Source organism: Alkalicaulis satelles, assembly GCF_008630495.1.
In the GTDB taxonomy this organism is placed as follows: domain Bacteria; phylum Pseudomonadota; class Alphaproteobacteria; order Caulobacterales; family Maricaulaceae; genus Oceanicaulis; species Oceanicaulis satelles.
The window spans coordinates 334188-353468 of sequence record NZ_VWOJ01000001.1 but is presented as its reverse complement, the minus strand read 5'-3'; the positions used below and the strand labels follow the sequence as shown (position 1 = coordinate 353468).

Below are 19281 nucleotides of genomic sequence, written 5' to 3'. Positions count from 1 at the left end.
TTCCGCTATGGCTGGCGCGGCGCCGGGATCAATCCCGGCGCGCACGCGGCGCGATTATTCGCTGGGCTTGTCGCCGCCGGACTTGGCCGGCGCCTTGCGGGCGCGCGGCTTGCGCGCGGCGGCGGGCTTGGCGGCGGCGCGCGACGTGCTGCGGGCCGCCGGTTTGGCGGCGGGCTTGCGCGCAGGCTTGTCTTCGGGCTCGTCATCATCGGAATCATTGGCCGGCTCGGTGCGCGTGCGCACCTGGGTGATGGTCGAGCGGATCACTTTCACCCGCACGCCATCGGCCAGCTCGACCGTGGCCTCTTCATCGGTCAGGCGCGTGACCTTGCCGATCAGGCCGCCGCCGGTGACGACTTCATCCCCGCGGCGCAGATTGGCCACCATCTCGCGATGGCGCTTCACCTGCTGCTGCTGGGGACGCAGAATCAGGAAGTAGAAAATGGCGACGAACGCCACCAGCATCAGAAGGGTCGGAAACAGGCCTCCGCCGCCAGCAGCGGCGGCTATAATCAGGGTATCGGTCGCGGCGGTCATGGTCGCTCCGTGGTCAAGGGGGTGTCGTACGGGCCGCGACTATATCGGTGCGCGCCCGTGTTGCAACAAGGGGTGACGGCTGGGACCGGCTGCGTCAGCGGCGCGGCAGGCGCTCCATCGGATCAACCGGGGTGACCCCCCGCCGTATCTCGAAGTGCAAAACCGGACGGTCGCCCGGCCCCGGCCCGCCCGCATCGGCGATATGATCGCCGGCGCGCACTTGCTGGCCCTGCTCCACCCGCAAGACGGCGTTCAAGCCATAGGCGGTGACCCACCGGTTCTCATGGCGGATCAGCACCAGCTCGCCATAGCCCGGCAATTCATTGCCAGCGTAAACCACTTCGCCGGCAGCCGCAGCGCGCACCGGTTCGCCTGTACGCGCCGCAATGCGAATGCCGTCAATGCGGCGCCCTGATGAACTGCCGAATTGTCCCACCACCTCGCCCTGCAAGGGCCAGACAAACTCAGGCGCCGTTTCAGCGGCCGGCGGCGGCGGTGGCGGCGGCGGCGAAGCAGCGCCGGACGTGCGCTGCTGGGGCGGACGGTCCGGCGCTGAAGCCACGCTCTGGCGCGGTTCGCCGGAGACGCGCAATTCCTGGCCGGGATGAATGACGGCGCTTTCGCTAATGCCGTTCAGACGCGCCAGTTCGCGCGTGGTCATGCCGTGATTGAGCGCGATGCGGTACAGATTATCGCCCCGGCGCACCACATAAACCGACGGCCCGGGCATGCGCAGCGTCTGGCCCTCGCGCAGCGTATAGGGAGAGGAGAGACTGTTTTCCACCGCCAGCGCCTGGACGGTCGTGCCGCAGCGCTGGGCGATGGCGCTGAGCGTATCGCCCCGGCGCACGGTATAGCTTGCCTGACAGGACACGGCCTGGGGCGGCGTTCCGCGCCCGCCGTGATCAATGGGCGCAGGCGCCCGCGGCTGCGTGCCGCACGCGCTGAGCGACACACAGACGCATCCAAGCAGCCAGAGCCGGACGCTCGCGCGCATGGTCTATACCCTCGCTGGTAAACCCTTGAAGGCGATCATGACGTGCGAGCGTTAACCGGGCGTTGACTAAGCGCCGGTGTCTGCGGCGTCGGTCTGTGCGCGCTCGAGCTGCTGGTAATCGCCCAGCCCGCAGGCGCCGCGGGTCATGCGCGTGGACTGGTCCTTCACCTGTATGATCTCGCCGCGGCACAGCTGCCCGCCGGGCACGCGGTATTGCAGATAGGAGAACGGGCTGGACGCGCCGAAACAGCCCCGGCTGACTTCATTGAGCCAGGTCTCGCCGCCGCGCAGCTCCACCATCCAGCGCCGGTCGTCAATGGGCGTGATATGCCGGATGCGGTGGGTGGCGATGCAGGTGCGCGTTTCCCCGGTAGGCGCAAATTCCGCCAGCCGCGCTTCAGCGCGCTCCTGGGGCGATTGGGCCAGCCCGGCCGCGCCGGCGCCGGCCGCCAGCAATGCCGCACACATCACATGCTTGATCATGACAGCCTCCTTTGAGCCTTTTCAGCGCCCCTGGGCCAGCGGCGCCAAGGCGCTTTGCAGTCAACATGATAGCACGATTGAACCCGGTTCGCCCGGTCGCGTGCTGTCCGCAGCATTAAATCGTGCTCATCGCCCGTTCATATGACGCGCGGCGCGGGTTTTGCTAGCAGCCCCCTTATGAATTCTCAGTCGCCGCAAGAGGTGCGCCATGTTGAGACAGTTCATCAGCGCCTGCGCCGTGATCGCGCTGGCCGCGACCGGCGCCTGGGCGCAGAACCCGTCCCAGATCGCCCGCGCCCAGTCGGGCGCGGACTGTGCGCAATGCAATCTGTTCCAGGCGGACCTGTCCTATCGCACGCTTGACCGGATCGATCTATCCCGCGCCCGTCTGCGTCAGGCCGATCTGAGCGTTTCGACCTTCAACCAGGCGCGCTTTGACGGCGCGGACCTGTCTGTGTCCAATCTCTTTGCGGGACGCTTTACGGGCGCGCGCTTCGACGGGGCCGATTTGCGCCAGGCCACGCTGGTGGGCGCGCATTTCGGCGGCGCGCGCTTTACCGGCGCCAATCTGTCGGGCGCCAATCTGTCCGGCGCCGAGCTTGAAAGCGCCCGGGGCCTGACCCAGGCCCAGCTCTCCACCGCATGTGGAGACGCGCGCACAACCCTGCCGCCCGGTCTTGTCATTGCGCCGTGCCGCAACAGCGCCCTTACTGACAATTAAGTCGCAAACGGAAGAACTGCACGCTAGCTTCCACGCCATGATCCTGCGCGTGTGTCTTTCCGCCGCTTGCGCCTTGATGGTGGCTGCAGTCAGTGCAGCGGCCCAGGAGCCCTACCGCCGTCTGGTGATTAGCGGCGACTGCATGCAGTGTGATTTTTCCGGCAAGAACCTCGCCGGCGTCCACATGCTCGGCGGCGATTTCAGCAGTGTGAACCTGTCCAGCGCCGAGCTGCTGGGCGCGCGCATACTGGACGTGCGCATGGACGGCTCGAACCTGGCCGGCGCCTCTCTCATTGAAGCCCATCTGGCCGATACCGTGCTGGCGGGCGCGGTGCTCAACGGCGCGCAGCTGAACCGGGCGCGCCTGCACCGGGTGGATCTGCAACACGCTGCGCTGGAGGGGGCCTTCCTGGACGGCGCGGTGCTGCTGCTGAACGATCTCACCCATGCCCGGATGCGCGGCGCCAGCCTGACAGGCGCGGTGCTGCGCCAGACCGGGCTGGAAGGCGCGGACTTGCGCAACGGGCAATTGTCCGGGGTGCACATTGTCGCCGGTCATCTGTCGGGCGCAGACCTGCGCAACGCCGACCTCACCCGGGCGATCATTGAAAACTCCGATCTGAGCGGCGCGGATCTGCGCAATGCCAGCCTTCAGGACGCCCGTTTCATTGCGGTCAATCTGTCGGGCGCGGACTTTCGCAATGCATCAGGCCTGAGCGCGCAGAGTTTCCGGCTGGCCTGCGGGGACGAGGCCACCCGCCTGCCTGACGCCCTTACCCTGCCGGCCTGCGGCGAGCCGGTTCAGCTGAATGATTTCATGAATATCAACCGCACGGCCCGGCGCCCTGTGGAGCCGCGCGTCCGTTCCGAAGATGTGCGCGCGGCGCTGGAACAGGCCCTCGCCCAGTCCGAACGGGCCTTCATGATGCGCCATCACGCCCCGTCAGACGCCTTGGCGGCCGCTCATAACAGCCTGCGCGCCGCCGCGGAGGCCATGAGCGACCATGAGCATGGCTCTGAGCATATGAGCTGGCGCTTCGAGATGCGCCGTTCGGAGATCGGCGAACCGCTGCGCGTGATCATCGAGCAGTCCGGCGCCGCCCCGCCCCAACAGCGCCGCGCCCCGGCCCTTGCGCCCATGGCGCCGGTCCGCACGCCCGGCCGTGACTTGCCGCGGCCTCAATCGCAAAACGAGCGCCCGGAGCCCCCCTCCCAGGCGCGCCCCTCGCCGGAGCGCAACCGCAACTGACCGGGTGAGCCGGGCTCAGGCCTTTTTCGGCTCCGGCGTAACCGTGCGCAGGTGCAGCTCGCGCAGCTGTCTGGGTTCGGGCAGCGCGGGCGCGTTCATCATCAGATCGCGCGCCTGCTGATCCTTGGGGAACATCACCACCTCGCGCAGATTCTCCACGCCCGCCAGCAGCATCACGATACGGTCCACGCCCGGCGCGATGCCGCCATGGGGCGGCGCGCCGCAGCGGAAGGCGTTGAGCATGCCGCCAAAGGCGGTCTCGACCACATCGGGGCCGTAGCCTGCGAATTCGAACGCCTTGAGCATCACGTCCGGTCGGTGGTTCCGGATGGCGCCAGACGACAGCTCCACCCCGTTGCACACGATGTCATACTGCCAGGCGTTCAGGCCCAGCAGCGTCTCGTGATCGTCTTTGGACAGCGCCATGAAGGCGTCGGCGTCCATCTGGGGCATGGAGAACGGGTTGTGGGAGAACTCCACCTTCTTGTTCTCCTCGTCCCACTCATACATGGGAAAATCGATGATCCAGCAAAAGCGGAACACGTTCGCCTCGAACAGGCCCAGCTCGCGGCCCACCACGTCGCGCGCCTTGCCCGCAAAGCTGTAGAACGCCTTGGGATCGCCCGCGGCGAAGAACACCGCATCGCCGGCCTCCAGGCCCAGCTGGGTGCGGATGGCCTCGGTGCGCTCAGGGCCGATATTCTTGGCGATGGGACCGGCGCCTTCCAGGGCCCCGCCCTCCTCGCGCCAGAAGATATAGCCCAGACCCGGCTGGCCCTCTTTCTGCGCCCAGCTATTCATCCGGTCACAGAACGCGCGTGAACCACCCGTCGGCGCCGGGATCGCCCACACCTCCACCTTCGGGTTTTTCTCGATCATGCCGGCGAACACCTTGAAGCCGGATCCGGCGAAGTGCTCGGTGACCGCCTGCATTTTAATCGGGTTGCGCAAATCGGGCTTGTCCGAGCCATAGCTGCGGATCGCCTCGGCGTAAGGGATGCGCGCAAACGCCTCGTCCGGGACATGGCGCTCGCCGGCGAATTCCTGGAACACGCCGTGCAGCACCGGCTCGATGGCGTTGAACACGTCTTCCTGGGTGACGAAGCTCATTTCCATGTCGAGCTGGTAGAACTCGCCCGGCGCGCGGTCGGCGCGCGCGTCCTCGTCACGGAAGCAGGGCGCGATCTGGAAATACCGGTCAAAGCCGGAGACCATGATCAGCTGCTTGAACTGCTGGGGCGCCTGGGGCAGCGCGTAGAACTTGCCCGGATGCAGGCGCGAGGGCACCAGGAAGTCGCGCGCGCCTTCGGGCGAGGACGCCGTCAGGATCGGCGTCTGGTATTCCAGGAAGCCCTGATCGGTCATGCGCCGGCGCAGCGAGTCGATGATCTGTGAGCGCAAGACGATGCGCTTGTGCAGGCTGTCGCGGCGCAGATCGACATAGCGGTGCTTCAGGCGCACCTCTTCAGACCAGTCCGGCTCGCCGAACACCGGCAGGGGCAGCTCCTCGGCGGCCGACAGCACCTGGACGTCAGACACGCGCAGCTCCACCGCGCCGGTGGGCAGGCCGGTATTGACCGTGTCGTCCGTGCGCGCGACCACCTGGCCGGTGACGCACACCACGCTTTCGACCCGCAGGCGCTCCAGCGTGGCGAAATGGGCGTTATCGGGCTCCAGCACGCACTGGGTCAGGCCGTAATGATCGCGCAAGTCCACAAACAACAGCCCGCCATGATCGCGCTTGCGATGGATCCAGCCGGACAGGCGCACCTGAGCGCCGACATCGGCCTTGCGCAGGGCGCCGCAGGTATGGGTGCGATAGGCGTGCATGGCGGGATATCCAATCGGACTAAGGAATGAACCGGCAGGGCGGAGCGCGGGTTTTGGCGGCGCCTGAGCGCGCTTGTCAAGGAAGCCTGCACTGACTTGTGAAGCGCACAGAACCCCGCCAGCATGCGCGCCCATGCGCGCTCACATCTTCAATGCCGGGTTCTGGGGTCTGTCCGCGGTGATGGCGATCCTGTTTTCCCCTGTCCTGCTGCTGCCAGGCCGGGCGGGCGTGGCGTTCGTCATTCACTGGCATGGGCGCGCGTTCCGCGCCTGGCTGCGCCTGTGCGGGGTGAAGGTGGAGTATCGCGGCCTGCACCATGTGCGCGCCATACCCGCCGCGGTGTTCGCCGCCAAGCATCAGAGCTGGGGCGACGGTTTGCTGCAGGTCGCGCGCGACCGGGAGCTGGCCTATGTGATCGGCGATCACATGCTGGCCTTCCCGCTGGTGGGCTTCTACCTGAAAAAGGCCGGCGCAGTGGTGGTGGACGCCACGGGCGGCGGACGCCGGGCGCCCGGCGCATTCGAGGCGGGGGTGGCGCGCCTGACCCGCGAGGGGCGCGCGGCGCTGATCTTCCCCGAAGGCGGCATCGCCGACATCGGATCAAGCCTGCGCTACCGCAAGGGCGCGCACAAGCTGGCCCGCGCCCTGGAGCGCGACGTGATCCCGGTGGCCACCAATCTGGGCTGTTTCTGGCCGCGCAAGGACTGGACGCTGACGCCCGGCGTGGCGGTGATCGAATTCCTCGCCCCCATGACGCCCGGCCCGCATGCGCGCACCTTCATGGCCGAGCTGGAAGAGCGCATCGAGACGCGCACCCGCGCCCTGGAGGCCGAAGCCCTGCGCGCGCGCTAGCGGATGCGCCAGACCGTGTGATTGCTGTCGATGGTCAGGCGCTGGAAATACCCCGCCGCCTCTCCGCGCTGGCAATTCGTGCGCGCGCCCTCATAAACGAAATTCTCACCCGGCGTGACGCACAGGCGCGCATCGGCGCTCTCGGCGGCCGGGGACGGCGAGGTCCAGCCATCAAACCGGCCCGCATCAAGCCGGGCGTCCTCTACAGCAAAGACATGGACTCCGGGCCCATCCACAATGCCCAGCGAGACGCACCCGTCCGGCGCCACCTGAAGCCAGCCTTCGGTGAACCGCTCCCCCGCTATGGCGCCGGACACGGCCACGAAAGCCGGCGCCGTCCGGTCATTGCAGACCTCGATCTCGGAGTGCTGCACGTCCTGACCGTTCAGTCCGGCCGCGGCCAATACAGTTGCGGCCGTCATCGCTGTCATCATGAGGATCATCTCCTTGAGCTGCTGCGCGGCCCGCATGCCTCGCAGTCAGGCGAGTTTCGCCGGGCCGATGGGATGATCATCACTCTATCACCTCCCCCGCGCGAACTGAAGGAAGCGCAAGCCCGCGCCTGAAAGCGGATTATCAGCAATGACTTAAACGTCCTGCATCAGTCCTGACGCGTGGCCGATCCGCTATAAGTGAGCGCTCACTCATTTTTTGTTGACGCCCGGAATGCGCTCCCGTACAAGAGTGAGCGTTCACTCTCATTTGATGGATTCACGGACCCGCCCATGACCGATCAACCCGCCACCCGGCCCCGCACAGCAAACGTTTCCGCCGATGCGCGCGGGGTCACTGCGCCCGACGGCACGGCCATGGCGCGGATCGAGCGCGCCGCCCTCACCTTGTTCGCCCGCAAGGGCATTGACGGGGTGACCACCCGCGAGATCGCCGCCCTGGCCAGCGTCGCCGAAGGCTCGATCTACCGCCATTACCCCAGCAAGGAAGCGCTGGCGCGCGCCCTGTTCGAAGCTATCCACTCGCGCCTTTTCGCCCTGATCGAGGACGCCCTGACCGGCGCAGGCGATGATTTCGAGACCGCCGTGACCCGGGTTGTGGAGGTCTATTGCCACGCCGCTGACGCCGACCGGGTCCTGTTCGAATACCACATCACCCAGATGTTCCGCTTCGCGCGCGAAGACGCCGCCGGGCGCCCTGATCCCACCGGCCTGATCGCCCGGCGCATCGCGCGCGCCATGGCCGAGGGCGACTGCCCGCGCGGCGATGCGGAACTCAAGACCGCGGCAGCCCTGGGCGTGGTGCTCCAGCCCGCCGCCCACCGCATGGCCGGACGCCTGTCCATCGCGCTCAGCGATCACAGTCAGGCCCTGGCGCTCGCCGCGCTCAGCGCCCTGCGCGCCGCCTGACCCCCACCCTCATCGCCGGAGCCCCGTCATGGTCCGCAGTCTTTTGCATTTCGCCGTCTACTGGCTGATCACGATCTTCGCCGCCATCATCTGCGCGCTGCTGGCGCTGTGGCCGTCCCGCGCCCCGCTGGCTGTTGGCCTGCATCTCTATGGCAAGGCGCAAGTGCTGGTCCTGTACTGGATCGCCGGGATTCGGGTCGAGGTGCGCGGGCGCCAGCGCCTGCCGGACGAACCCCTGATCATCGCGGCCAAACACCAGAGCTGGGGCGATGGTTTCGTCATGGTGGACCAGTTCCCGGGCCTGGCCTTTATCGCGGGCGATCATTTGCTGAAATTTCCGCTGGTGGGCTGGATCCTGCACCGCATCGGCGCGATCGTGCTGTCCAATCAGGGCGGCGCGGCCGAACGCGAGCGCATGGACAAGGCGCTGCAAGGGCTCAAGCGCTCGCGCCGTCCGTTGCTGATCTATCCTGAAGGCCATCTGGCCGCGCCGGGGCAATCGCATCGCTACCGCAAGGGCGTCTTCCATCTCTATGACACGCTCAAGCGCCCTTGCGTGCCTGTGGCGACCAATCTGGGCCTGAGCTGGGACCGCAGGAGCTTTAAGAAACGTCCCGGACGCGTCACTGTGGAATTTCTCGATCCCATCGGGCCAGGCCTGTCCAAGGAGGACTTCATGGCCAAGCTGGAAACCGTCATCGAAGCGCGCACCAACGCCCTGATCCGCGAGGCCCGCGCATGACCCCCATCGCCGTTTTCGCCCTGCTGGGCCAGCGCCGCTACTGGCCCATCTGGGCCGGCCAGACGCTGGGCGCCTTCAACGACAATCTGTTCCGCTACGCCCTGGTCACCATGGCCGCCTATCAGGGCCTGACCATTCTGGGCCTGCCGCCGGGAGAAATGGCGCCCATCGCGGCCACCGCATTCACCCTGCCCCTCTTCCTGTTCTCGGCGGTGGCCGGTCAGGTGGCCGACAAGTTCGACCGCATCAAGATCATGCGCATCGCCAAGTTCTGCGAGATTTTCCTGATGGCGCTGGCCGGCGCGGGATTTCTGCTGGGCGAAGCCTGGATATTGCTGACCGTCCTGTTCCTGATGGGCGTGCAGACCGCCTTCTTCGTGCCCGCGCGCACCGCCGCCATGCCCAACGTGCTCGACCGCACCGAGCTGGTGGGCGGCAATGCGCTGCTGTCGGGCGCCATCAATGTGATGATCCTGGCCGGCGCCATCGGCGGCACGCTGCTGGTGGGCGAAGTCTGGGGGCCGGGCGCCATCGGGGCCATCCTCATTGGCTGCGCGGTGCTGGGCTGGCTGGCCATGCGTCAGGGCGTGCCCGCCCCGGCCAGCAATCCGGACATGAAGATCAGCCCGGACATTTTCAGCCAGACCGTCCGCATGCTCAATTTCGGGTTCAGGGACAAGCTGGTGATCGGTCCGCTGCTGGGCGTGGCCTGGTTCTGGCTGCTGGCCGCTTCGGTGATCACCGTCCTGCCGGTGCTGACCGAAAGCGTGCTGGGCGGCGCGCCGTCCGTGGTGGCGCTGTTCCAGCTTCTGTTCACGCTGGGCGCCGCTGCCGGCGCGGTCCTGTGCGCGGTGCTCTCGCGCGGCGGCGAAGCGCGCTGGCTGTCCATTGCGGGCGCGGCAGGCCTGGTGATCTTTCCGCTCGACCTCGCCCTGCAGGCGCTGGGCCGCACGCCGGGTCCCGAACTTGTTGAGGCCGCGGCCTTTATCGAGGACCCCGAAAACCGCCGCTTCCTCTTCGGGCTTGTCCTGTCGGCCATCTCGGGCGGCCTGTTCCTGGTGCCGCGCCAGGCCATGATCCAGGGCCGGGCCCTGCCCGAACGGCGCGGACGCGTGATGGCCGCCAGCGGCATCCTCAACGGCGCCTCGGCCACCATCGGTCAGCTCATGCTGCTGGCCCTGTCCAGGCTGGGCGCGCTCCTGCCCTCCATCTTCATCCTGATCGCCATCGGCTCGGCGATCATCGTTCTCACCGATGTGCTGCGCCCCAGAGAGGATCCGCCAGCGGGCGAAGGCTGAAGCGCGCGCATGTGATCAGCCCCCTCGCCAAAAGGCGCGGGCAGGTCTAAGTCGGCAATTGATGGAATGGATATCGGACACCGCTCACCTCGACGAGGCCTGCGCCGACATGCGCCAGGCCGGCTTTGTCGCGGTGGACACCGAGTTCATGCGTGAAACAACGTTCTGGCCCCAGCTCTGCCTGATCCAGGCGGCGGGCGGCCAGCGCGAAGTGCTGATCGATCCGCTGGCCGAGGGCATCGATCTCGCCCCGTTCTACGCGCTCTTGCGCGACCCGTCCGTGCTCAAGGTCTTCCACGCCTGCCGTCAGGACCTTGAAATCTTCTTTCACATGGCCGGCGGCCTGATCCCCGCGCCCTTGTTCGACACCCAGATCGCGGCCATGGCGGTGGGGCTGGGCGATTCGATTTCCTATGACAATCTGGTGCGCGCCTGCCTGGGCCAGAGCGTGGACAAGGGCTCGCGCTTCACCGACTGGTCGCGCCGGCCCCTGTCCGACAGCCAGAAGGCCTATGCGCTGGCCGACGTGACCTTGCTGCGCGATCTGTTCCCGGGCCTGCAGGCGCGCCTGGCCAAAACCGGCCGCGAGGCCTGGCTGGCCGAGGAGATGAAAATCCTCACCCGGCCCGCCACCTACGAGATGAAGCCTGAAGAGGCCTGGCGCCGGCTCAAGCTGCGCAAGATGACGCCCAAATGGCTGGCCGCCCTGAAGGCCGCCGCTGAATGGCGCGAGCGCGAGGCCCAGACCCGCGATATCCCGCGCAACCGCATCATGAAGGATGACGGGCTCTATGAGCTCGCCCAGGCCGCGCCCACCAGCGTGGACGAGCTGGGCGCCCTGCGCGCCGTGCCGCGCGGCTTTGAACGCTCGCGCCCGGCCGAACGCCTGATCGAGCTGATGCAGCAGGCCATGGCCGACCCCAAGGCCTACGCCCCGCGCCCGGACAAACCCGAGCCCATCCCCTCCAATCTCGGACCCGTGGTGGAATTGCTCAAGGTTCTGCTCAAGGCCGTGGCCGAGGACGCCGATGTGGCGCCGCGCCTGATCGCCACCTCGCCCGATCTCGAACTGATCGCGGCGTCCGATAACGCTGACGTGCCGGCCATGTCCGGCTGGCGGCGCAAGGTGTTCGGCGACAAGGCGCTGCGCCTGAAGCGCGGCGAGCTGGCGCTGGTGCTGGAAAACGGCAAGGTGGAAGTGGTCGAGCTGGAATAGCGCAGGCCATTTCTTTCTGTCACAGTGCGGCCCATGAGCGACGCCGCCCTCACCCCCCTGTCACGCAAACGGCCTGCAGGCGGCGCGCTGGCCCGGGCGCTGCTGGCGCTGGGCGTGATCTTCTTCCCGCTGGGCGTGACCTTGCCGGTGATGGAGACCACGCGCTTTTGGATCTTCAAGGACAGCTATTCGCTCATCGCCGCCGTGGCCAAGCTTCTGGAGGCGGGCGAATGGCGCCTGGGCGCGGTGATCGCCGCCTTCTCCCTGGGCGCGCCGGTGATGAAAATGATCATGGTCGCCGCCCTGCACGCCAGACCCGCCGGCGCGCCGGGCGGATGGCTGGCGCGCTGGGTGGAGCGGCTGGGCAAGTGGTCGCTCACCGACGTGCTGGTGGTCGCCCTGCTGATCGTGATCTGGTCGGGCGGCGGCATGGTCGCGGTGGCCAGCCAGCCCGGACTGTGGTTCTTCGCGCTCAGCGCGGTATGCCTGATGCTGGCCTCAGGCCTGATCGTGCGCGATCTGGCGCCGGGCCGGTCACAGGCCTGATGTCAGAAGAAAATGGTCGGAGCGGCCGGATTTGAACCGGCGACCCCTGGTCCCCCAGACCAGTGCGCTAACCGGGCTGCGCCACGCTCCGCCACCAATGACCGGCCTTGCGGCCGGGCCCCGGCCCACGGCGCCGGGAGCGGTCTTATAGGCGCGCGCGAAGCCTGCGGCAACCGGCTGCGGCGCCCGGCGCCGGCGGGTTCAGCTGCGGGTTTCCAGCGCCTGGTTCAAGCGTGCGCGCGCGGCGCGCACATGGCTCAGCGCCGCCTCGGCCTGCTGGCGCGCACCAGGCGTCAGCCCGGCGCCAGCCGCCGTCTCCGTATCCGGTTCCGTCTCGGGCTCATCACGCCGGGCGGGCGCTGCGCGCGGCGTCTCGAACAAGAGGCCGGGCGTCTCATCGGGCGCGTCATCCACAACAGGCGCCGCCATCGCCCCGGCGCTGTCGCCCAGCGCGGCCACTGACGTCACGCCCTGCTCGCGCAGGAATTTCTGCGCGCCCTTGATGGTGTAACCCTCTTCATAAAGAAGCCGCTTCAAGCCCTTGATCAGGCTGATATCCTGAGGGCGGTACATGCGCCGTCCGCCGGCGCGCTTCACGGGCTTGAGCTGAGCAAACTTGCTCTCCCAGAAGCGCAGCACATGGGTGGGAAGGCCGGCTTCCTCGCCAGCCTCGGAGATGGTGCGGTAGGCGTCCGGCGACTTCCCGCTCATGGCAAGGCGTTCCTATCGCGACAGGGCCGCGTCGACCCGGTCCTTGAGCACCTGGGAGGGTTTGAACACCAGCACGCGCCGGGGTTCGATGGGCACTTCCTCGCCGGTCTTGGGATTGCGTCCGACCCGGCCGTTCTTGTCGCGCAGGACAAAAGACCCGAAGGACGACAACTTGACCGACTCGCCTGCAACCAGCGTATTGCTGATCTCATCAAGGACGGCTTCAACCAGTTGCGCGCTTTCCTGACGTGACAGACCGACTTCGCGATGGACGGCGTCGGCCAGATCAGCCCGCGTGAGAGTTTTTGACCCCATAAAATGCCCCTAAACCTGCCTGAGTTCCCGAGGTTACGGCCAGTGACGCGTCAAGGTCAATGTTAACCATAAGCCCAGGCTTAATACCGGGCTAAAGCCGCGCCCCAGGTGAAGCCGCCGCCCAGCGCTTCCATCAGCACCAGATCGCCGCGCTTGATGCGGCCGTCGCGCACCGCCTGCTCGAACGCCAGCGGGATGGAGGCGGCCGAGGTATTGCCGTGCATGGACACGGTGGAGATCACCCGCTCTTCGGGAATGCCCAGCCGGCTGGAGACGCCCAGGAGGATGCGCTGATTGGCCTGGTGCGGCACGAACCAGTCGATATCGGCGATGGCCACGCCCGCCATGTCGGCCAGCTCGGTCATGGAGCCAGCGATCTTGGTGACGGCGTGACGGAACACCTGATTGCCCTGCATGCGCAGATGGCCCACCGTCTTGGTGCGCGAGGGCCCGCCATCCACATAGAGCAGATCGCAGAAACTGCCGTCCGAGCGCAGATGGGTCTTCATCAGGCCCTTGCCGTCTTCGGGCGCGCCGGCTTCAGCGCTCAGCACCACAGCGCCGGCCCCGTCGCCGAACAGCACGCAGGTGGTGCGGTCGGTCCAGTCCAGGATGCGCGAGAAGGTCTCGGCCCCGATCACCAGCGCCGTACGCGCCTGGCCGCAGCGGATGAAATTGTCCGCCACGCTCATGGCGTAGATGAAGCCCGAACACACCGCATGCACATCGAACGCGCAGCCATGCCTCACGCCCAGCTTGTGCTGGACGATGGTGGCGGTGGCCGGAAAGGTCAGGTCCGGCGTGGCGGTGGCCACGATGATGAGATCAATATCGTCCGGGCCCAGCCCGGCGTGATCCAGCGCGCGCCGCGACGCCTCCACGCCCAGATCGGACGTGTACTGGCCGTCCGCCGCGATATGGCGCTGGGATATGCCTGTGCGCTCGCGGATCCACGCATCCGATGTCTCCACGATGGCTTCCATCGCGGCGTTGGTCAGCACTTTTTCGGGCAGATAGGCGCCGATGCCGGCGATGCGGGAGAAATATTCGGTCACGCGGATTCCTTTTGCGGCTCGCCGGCGCCTGCGTCCGGATTATCCTGGATCGCGGCCAGCCGGGCGAGATTGGTTTCGATCTCGCTCAGGAAGGCGCTGTCGGCCATTTCAAGGGCGATTCTCAAGGATGTGGCGAAGCCCTGCGCATCCGTGCCGCCATGGCTTTTGACCACCACGCCATTGAGGCCCAGAAACACGCCGCCATTGACATTGCGCGGGTCCATGCGCGCGCGCAGCTCCTTGAGCGCGCCCAAGGATAACAGCGCCGCGCCGGCCTTGGCCAGAAGCGAGCCGGTCATGGCCGAGCGCATCCAGTTGGCCACCAGGCGCGCCGTGCCCTCGGCGGTCTTGAGCGCCACATTGCCGGTGAACCCGTCGGTGACCACCACATGGGTGGTGCCCGCCGAGATATCATCACCCTCGATGAAGCCGCGATAAGCCATGTCCAGCCCGGCGGCGCGCACCAGCGCGTCCGCATCGCGGATCACCTGGCTGCCCTTGAGCTCTTCCTGACCCACATTCAACAGCCCCACCGTAGGGCGCTCAACGCCGCGCAGGGCGCGGTGGAAGGCTTCGCCCAGCACCGCGAACTCCACCAGCATGGCGGGCGTGCAGTCCACATTGGCGCCCACGTCCAGCACCGTGGAATAGCCCGACGGCGCAGGCCAGCTGGCGGCGATGGCCGGGCGGTGCACCCCCGGCTTCATGCGCAAGATCACCTTGGATATGGCCATCAATGCGCCGGTATTGCCCGCCGACACCGCCACCTGGGCCTCGCCATCCTTGATGGCGTGGACCGCATTCCACATGGACGATCCGCGCGACCGGCGCACCGCCTCGGACGGCTTGGCCGACATGTCGACCTCGCTGTCGGTATGGCGAATCTCGCTGACGGCGGACAGACCCGGATGGCGCGCCACCAGGGGCGCCAGCAGGGCTTCATCGCCATGGAACAGCAGGCGGACATGACGGCGGCGGCCCTTCAGGAACAGGGCAGCGCCATCCACCACGCTTTGCGGCGCGTGATCCCCCCCCATGGCGTCCAGGGAAAGTACAAGACCTGTCGTCATTTCAAATCCGGACAAAATGAACATTCACACGGGGACATCCGTGCGGCGCGGGCACCTTACCGTGTGAGATTGATGATGGAAACCGCGCCGCGTCAGACCGGCAGGGCGTCAGGGAAGGCCGGCCTTGCGCCGGCGATCAGCTCTTCAGGCGGCTGGCGTGACAGCAATTGCGCTGACGCCAGCGCATATCCGGCCAGGCGCCGCGAAGCCGCCGCCGCCTCGCGATCATCATTGAACATATTGCGCGAGATCGCCCCGGCCAGCGCGTCCGCATCGCCTTCCGCCAAGGGCGATTCGTAAGCCTTGGCGCGGCCATAGAAGGCTTCGCCCATGGCCCGGATCCGCTTGCCCACCGAGAGATCGCCCGTGCCCATCTCGCGCAGGGCGGCGCCGAAATCGTCAAACATGATGTCGAACACCAGCTGGGCCGCATCCTGACCGGCCTCACCGCCCTGGCGCAGGCGCCGGATCAGCAAAATGGCGTGCAGCACGATCATGTCGAACCGGCCATCCACCGTGTCATCCACGCCCTGAGCCCCGTAGAGAAAGGGCCGCCGGGCCGCCTCCACCAGCTGGTCATAGAGCACGCGGGCGCGCGCTTTCAGGGGGTTTTTGCGGAACAGGCGGGTGAACATGCGCGTGCGTCTCCCATTTGCGGCGGGTTGAAGCTAAGCTAGGACCCATGTAGGTCAACAAGGCGCGCCGCCGCAGGCGCCGCCCTTATGACAGCGCCTTATGGAGACTTCCATGGCTTTTCGCCGCGCCCTTATCGCCTCGGCCATTGTGCTGGCCGCCGGTCTTGTGTCGGCCTGCAACCCGACCCTGCGCAGCCACGGCTTCCGCTTCCCCGACGGGGAGGTTCCGGTGATCAATGTGGGCGAGGACAACCAGGCCAGCATTCTGGCCAATCTGGGCAGCCCGTCCACGCGCGGCATGTTTGACGATGATGTCTGGTATTACATCGCCGACACCCGCGAATACCTGGCCTATCTGCGCCCCGAGACCCGCGAGCGCCGGGTGATCGCCGTGCGCTTTGACGCCGACGGCGTGGTCAAGGGGGTCGAGGAGTACGGCCTGGAGGACGGCCGCATCGTCGCCGTGGTGGGGCGCGAGACGCCCACCCGCGGGCGCGAGCTGTCCGTGCTGGAGCAGTTGCTGGGCAATGTGGGGCGCCCTTCCGTCGACCAGTTTGACGGCCAGCAGAACCTGCCCGGCGGCGCCGGCGGGCCGCGCCGCCGCTAGGCGTCTGCTTGATGAGCCAGCCCCTGGCGTTTGATCCGCCCGCGCCCGTTCTGGCGCCGGTGAGCGGCGGACAGTTTTTTCCGGTGCGCCGCATCTATTGCGTGGGACGCAATTACGCCGACCATGCGCGCGAGATGGGCGCTGATCCGCAACGCGAGGCGCCGTTCTTCTTCTCCAAGCCGCGCGATGCGCTGGTGACGGGAAACGCCGCCCCCTACCCGCCGGCCACCAACGACCTTCATCACGAGGTGGAGCTGGTGCTGGCGCTCGGGCGCGGCGGCGCGGATCTGTCGCTGGAAGACGCCCAGGCGGCCATCTGGGGCGCGGCGGTGGGCATTGACCTGACCCGGCGCGATCTGCAGGCCCAGGCCAAGAAGGCCGGCCGCCCCTGGGACACCGCCAAGGGATTTGACGCCTCGGCGCCCATGGGCGTGATCCGGCCCGGCCCGGCGCCGTCATCCGGCCCCATCACCCTCAACGTCAATGGGCAGCTGCGCCAGAGCGGTGATCTGGCCGACATGATCTGGTCCGGCCCGGAGATCATCGCCCATCTGTCGCGCCTGTTCCGGCTGGAACCGGGCGATCTGATCTTCACCGGCACGCCAGCGGGCGTGGCTGCCGTGTCGCCAGGCGATGTGCTGGAGGCCCGGGCCGCTGACCTGGCGCCCTTGAGCTGCACCATCACGCCCCCGGCCTGACCGCCAGGCCCGCCAGCGCCTGATCTTGCACGGGCGAAACCGGTTCCCCCGGACCTTGAAAACACGCTAAACCCCGCTCGCCAGCCAATGAGGTCATGATGAGCGAGCGCATCCGCACGGCGGTTGATCTGGACGGCGAGGACATCCACTGGGATCCGCGCGATGGGCTGTCCTATGGCCGCTATCTGAAGATGGACACGCTGCTGTCGGCCCAGACGCCGCTGACCGGCGAGCATGACGAGATGATGTTCATCATCATCCACCAGGCCAGCGAGCTGTGGATCAAGCTGTGCCTGCACGAGCTGGACGGCGCCATCGCCCATGTCCAGCGCGACGAGGTGCGCCCGGCGCTGAAAATGCTCGCCCGCATCGCCCGGGTGCAGGAGCAGCTGGCCCAGTCCTGGGCGGTGCTGGCCACCATGACGCCGTCCGATTACATGCGCTTTCGCGACAAGCTGGGCCATTCCTCGGGCTTTCAGAGCTGGCAATACCGCTGCATGGAATACCGCTTCGGCAACAAGAACCCGGCCATGGCCCGGGTGTTCGCCCAGGAACCCGACGCCCTGGCGCGTGTGAAGGCGGCGCTGGACGCGCCCAGCCTCTATGACGAGACGCTGTATCTGGCCGCCCGGAAGGGCCTGGACGTGCCTCAAGCCGTGCTGGAGCGCGACGTGACCAGGGCCTATGAGCCCTCGCCCGAGGTCGAGGCGGTCTGGCGCACGGTCTATGAGGACACCGCGCGCTGGTGGGAGCTCTACGAGTTCGCCGAGAAGCTGGTCGATCTCGAACAGAAATTCGCCCAGTGGCGGTTCAATCACATGAAGACCGTGGAGCGCATTATCGGCTTCCGGCGCGGCACCGGGGGCAGTTCGGGCGTGTCCTACCTGGTCAAGGCGCTGGATCTGCGCCTGTTTCCTGAGTTGTGGACCGTGCGCACCGCGCTCTGAACCGAGCCAGACAGAAGGCCCTGACCGATGCATTTTGGCGTGTTCGACCTGTTCAAGATCGGCGTGGGCCCCTCCAGCTCCCACACGGTCGGGCCGATGAAGGCTGCACGGGCGTTTCTGGAGCGCGTGGAGGCTGATAACGGCCTGAGCGCTGTCGCCCGCGTGCAGGCCGAAGCCTATGGCTCGCTGGCGCTGACCGGCTCGGGTCACGCCACCGACAAGGCCATGCTGTGGGGGCTGGAAGGCGTGCGCCCCGAAGAGGCCGACGCCGACGCCCTGCCCGGCATGATCGCGCGCATTCATGAGACCGGGCGGATGAATCTGCTGGGCGCTCACGAGATCGCCTTTGATCCCCAGCGCGACCTGATCCTGGATGGTTCAAAGCGCCTGCCCTTTCACTCAAATGCCATGAAATTCATGGCGTTCGACGAACATGGCGATGTGCTGCGCGAGGAAATCTGGTATTCCATCGGCGGCGGTTTCGTCATTGATGAGGCCGAGGCCGGACGCAATTCCGCCGCCGAGGCCCATGCCGGCGAGCCCTACCCGTTCGACAGCTGTGACGAGCTGCTGGCCATTTGCGAGCGCGAGGGCCTCACCATCCCCGATGTGATGATGGCCAATGAAACCGCCTTCCGCCCCGAAGCCGAGGTGCGCGGCCATATCGCGGCGGTGGCCGGGGCCATGGAGGCGTGTATCGAGCGCGGCACGCGCATCGACGGCGAACTGCCCGGCGGCTTGCGGGTCCAGCGCCGCGCGCCGGGCCTGCGCCGCAAGCTGATGGCCGCTGCGGCGCGCGCCGAGACCGATCCGCTGGCCTCCATGGAATGGGTCAATCTGTGGGCCATGGCGGTCAATGAGGAGAACGCCGCCGGCGGCAAGGTGGTGACCGCGCCCACCAATGGCGCGGCGGGCATCATCCCGGCCGTGGCGCGCTATTTCGACCGCCATCACCGGCGCAGCGGGGACGAGGACGCGCTGGTGCGCTTTTTCCTGACGTCTGCGGCCATCGGCGCGCTGTACAAGAAAAACGCCTCCATCTCCGGCGCCGAGGCCGGCTGTCAGGGCGAGGTGGGCGTAGCCTGCTCCATGGCCGCGGGCGGGCTCGCCGCGGCGCTGGGCGGTTCCAACCGCCAGATCGAGAACGCCGCCGAGATCGCCATGGAGCATAATCTGGGCCTGACCTGCGATCCGGTAGGCGGGCTGGTCCAGATCCCCTGCATCGAGCGCAACGCCATCGGCGCCATCAAAGCGATCAACGCCGCGCGCCTGGCCCTGATGGGCGACGGCGCCTACAAGGTCAGCCTGGACCAGGTGATCGAGACCATGCGCCAGACCGCGCTGGACATGTCCGACAAGTACAAGGAAACCGCCACTGGCGGCCTGGCCGTCAACGTGCCGGTGTGTTGA

Annotated in this window: 22 protein-coding genes and 1 tRNA gene; 12 read left to right on the top strand and 11 right to left on the bottom strand. The window is 67.3% G+C overall.

Going from position 1 to position 19281, the window contains the following annotated elements; all coding sequences use genetic code 11:
* Positions 1–54: 54 nt before the first annotated feature.
* From yajC to F1654_RS01695, 3 genes are all read right to left on the bottom strand, one after another.
* Positions 55–537, bottom strand: coding sequence for a preprotein translocase subunit YajC (gene yajC / locus F1654_RS01705; protein WP_150021775.1), 483 nt, complete (start codon positions 535–537; stop codon positions 55–57).
* A gap of 94 nt (positions 538–631) precedes the next feature.
* Positions 632–1411 (bottom strand): M23 family metallopeptidase, encoded by a 780-nt coding sequence (locus F1654_RS01700; protein ID WP_199200418.1) that lies wholly within the window; start codon positions 1409–1411, stop codon positions 632–634.
* Between the two features lie 189 nt (positions 1412–1600).
* Positions 1601–2017 (bottom strand): hypothetical protein, encoded by a 417-nt coding sequence (locus F1654_RS01695; protein WP_150021773.1) that lies wholly within the window; start codon positions 2015–2017, stop codon positions 1601–1603.
* 208 nt (positions 2018–2225) lie between these two features.
* On the opposite strand from F1654_RS01695, the gene F1654_RS01690 reads away from it, so the two are divergent.
* Positions 2226–2738 (top strand): pentapeptide repeat-containing protein, encoded by a 513-nt coding sequence (locus F1654_RS01690; RefSeq protein ID WP_150021772.1) that lies wholly within the window; start codon positions 2226–2228, stop codon positions 2736–2738.
* 37 nt (positions 2739–2775) lie between these two features.
* A complete protein-coding gene (locus tag F1654_RS01685; RefSeq protein ID WP_150021771.1) occupies positions 2776–3987 on the top strand; it encodes a pentapeptide repeat-containing protein in 1212 nt (403 codons plus the stop codon).
* Between the two features lie 15 nt (positions 3988–4002).
* Here F1654_RS01685 and aspS read toward each other — a convergent pair whose 3' ends face one another.
* Entirely contained in the window at positions 4003–5817 is a 1815-nt protein-coding gene (gene aspS, locus F1654_RS01680; protein WP_150021770.1) for an aspartate--tRNA ligase, read from the bottom strand.
* 133 nt (positions 5818–5950) lie between these two features.
* Here aspS and F1654_RS01675 point away from each other — a divergent pair, with 133 nt between their 5' ends.
* Positions 5951–6670 (top strand): lysophospholipid acyltransferase family protein, encoded by a 720-nt coding sequence (locus F1654_RS01675; RefSeq protein WP_150021769.1) that lies wholly within the window; start codon positions 5951–5953, stop codon positions 6668–6670.
* Here F1654_RS01675 and F1654_RS01670 read toward each other — a convergent pair.
* Positions 6667–7104, bottom strand: coding sequence for a DUF1036 domain-containing protein (locus tag F1654_RS01670; RefSeq protein ID WP_199200417.1), 438 nt, complete (start codon positions 7102–7104; stop codon positions 6667–6669). The genes F1654_RS01675 and F1654_RS01670 overlap by 4 nt on opposite strands.
* A 291-nt stretch (positions 7105–7395) precedes the next feature.
* Between F1654_RS01670 and F1654_RS01665 the strand changes: the two genes are divergently transcribed.
* From F1654_RS01665 to F1654_RS01645, 5 genes are all read left to right on the top strand, one after another.
* Positions 7396–8031: a TetR/AcrR family transcriptional regulator gene (locus F1654_RS01665; protein ID WP_150021767.1), complete on the top strand. Its 636-nt coding sequence runs from the start codon at positions 7396–7398 to the stop codon at positions 8029–8031.
* A 28-nt stretch (positions 8032–8059) separates the two neighbouring features.
* Positions 8060–8773, top strand: coding sequence for a lysophospholipid acyltransferase family protein (locus tag F1654_RS01660; RefSeq protein ID WP_150021766.1), 714 nt, complete (start codon positions 8060–8062; stop codon positions 8771–8773).
* Complete coding sequence (locus F1654_RS01655) at positions 8770–10071, top strand: MFS transporter (RefSeq protein ID WP_150021765.1); 1302 nt, start codon at positions 8770–8772, stop codon at positions 10069–10071. The genes F1654_RS01660 and F1654_RS01655 overlap by 4 nt, the downstream gene beginning before the upstream one ends.
* Positions 10072–10132: 61 nt before the next feature.
* Positions 10133–11287, top strand: a complete 1155-nt coding sequence (rnd, locus tag F1654_RS01650) for a ribonuclease D (RefSeq protein WP_150021764.1) — start codon at positions 10133–10135, stop codon at positions 11285–11287.
* 33 nt (positions 11288–11320) lie between these two features.
* Complete coding sequence (locus F1654_RS01645) at positions 11321–11833, top strand: paraquat-inducible protein A (protein WP_150021763.1); 513 nt, start codon at positions 11321–11323, stop codon at positions 11831–11833.
* Positions 11834–11846: 13 nt separating this feature from the next.
* Here F1654_RS01645 and F1654_RS01640 read toward each other — a convergent pair.
* The 6 genes from F1654_RS01640 to F1654_RS01615 form a co-directional block, all read right to left on the bottom strand.
* Positions 11847–11924, bottom strand: a tRNA-Pro gene (locus F1654_RS01640).
* Positions 11925–12034: 110 nt separating this feature from the next.
* Positions 12035–12544: a MerR family transcriptional regulator gene (locus F1654_RS01635; protein ID WP_150021762.1), complete on the bottom strand. Its 510-nt coding sequence runs from the start codon at positions 12542–12544 to the stop codon at positions 12035–12037.
* A gap of 12 nt (positions 12545–12556) precedes the next feature.
* Positions 12557–12859, bottom strand: a complete 303-nt coding sequence (locus tag F1654_RS01630; RefSeq protein ID WP_150021761.1) for an integration host factor subunit alpha — start codon at positions 12857–12859, stop codon at positions 12557–12559.
* Positions 12860–12939: 80 nt separating this feature from the next.
* Positions 12940–13914 (bottom strand): beta-ketoacyl-ACP synthase III, encoded by a 975-nt coding sequence (locus tag F1654_RS01625; protein ID WP_150021760.1) that lies wholly within the window; start codon positions 13912–13914, stop codon positions 12940–12942.
* Positions 13911–14984, bottom strand: a complete 1074-nt coding sequence (gene plsX, locus F1654_RS01620; RefSeq protein WP_150021759.1) for a phosphate acyltransferase PlsX — start codon at positions 14982–14984, stop codon at positions 13911–13913. The genes F1654_RS01625 and plsX overlap by 4 nt, the downstream gene beginning before the upstream one ends.
* A gap of 92 nt (positions 14985–15076) precedes the next feature.
* Positions 15077–15619, bottom strand: coding sequence for a ubiquinol-cytochrome C chaperone family protein (locus F1654_RS01615; RefSeq protein WP_150021758.1), 543 nt, complete (start codon positions 15617–15619; stop codon positions 15077–15079).
* A gap of 112 nt (positions 15620–15731) precedes the next feature.
* On the opposite strand from F1654_RS01615, the gene F1654_RS01610 reads away from it, so the two are divergent.
* From F1654_RS01610 to F1654_RS01595, 4 genes are all read left to right on the top strand, one after another.
* Positions 15732–16226 carry an outer membrane protein assembly factor BamE gene (locus F1654_RS01610; RefSeq protein WP_150021757.1) on the top strand — a complete coding sequence of 165 codons (495 nt, stop codon included), beginning with the start codon at positions 15732–15734 and terminating at the stop codon, positions 16224–16226.
* An 11-nt stretch (positions 16227–16237) separates the two neighbouring features.
* Positions 16238–16924 (top strand): fumarylacetoacetate hydrolase family protein, encoded by a 687-nt coding sequence (locus F1654_RS01605; protein WP_150021756.1) that lies wholly within the window; start codon positions 16238–16240, stop codon positions 16922–16924.
* Positions 16925–17022: 98 nt separating this feature from the next.
* Complete coding sequence (gene kynA / locus F1654_RS01600) at positions 17023–17871, top strand: tryptophan 2,3-dioxygenase (protein ID WP_150021755.1); 849 nt, start codon at positions 17023–17025, stop codon at positions 17869–17871.
* A gap of 27 nt (positions 17872–17898) precedes the next feature.
* Positions 17899–19281, top strand: a complete 1383-nt coding sequence (locus tag F1654_RS01595; RefSeq protein ID WP_150021754.1) for an L-serine ammonia-lyase — start codon at positions 17899–17901, stop codon at positions 19279–19281.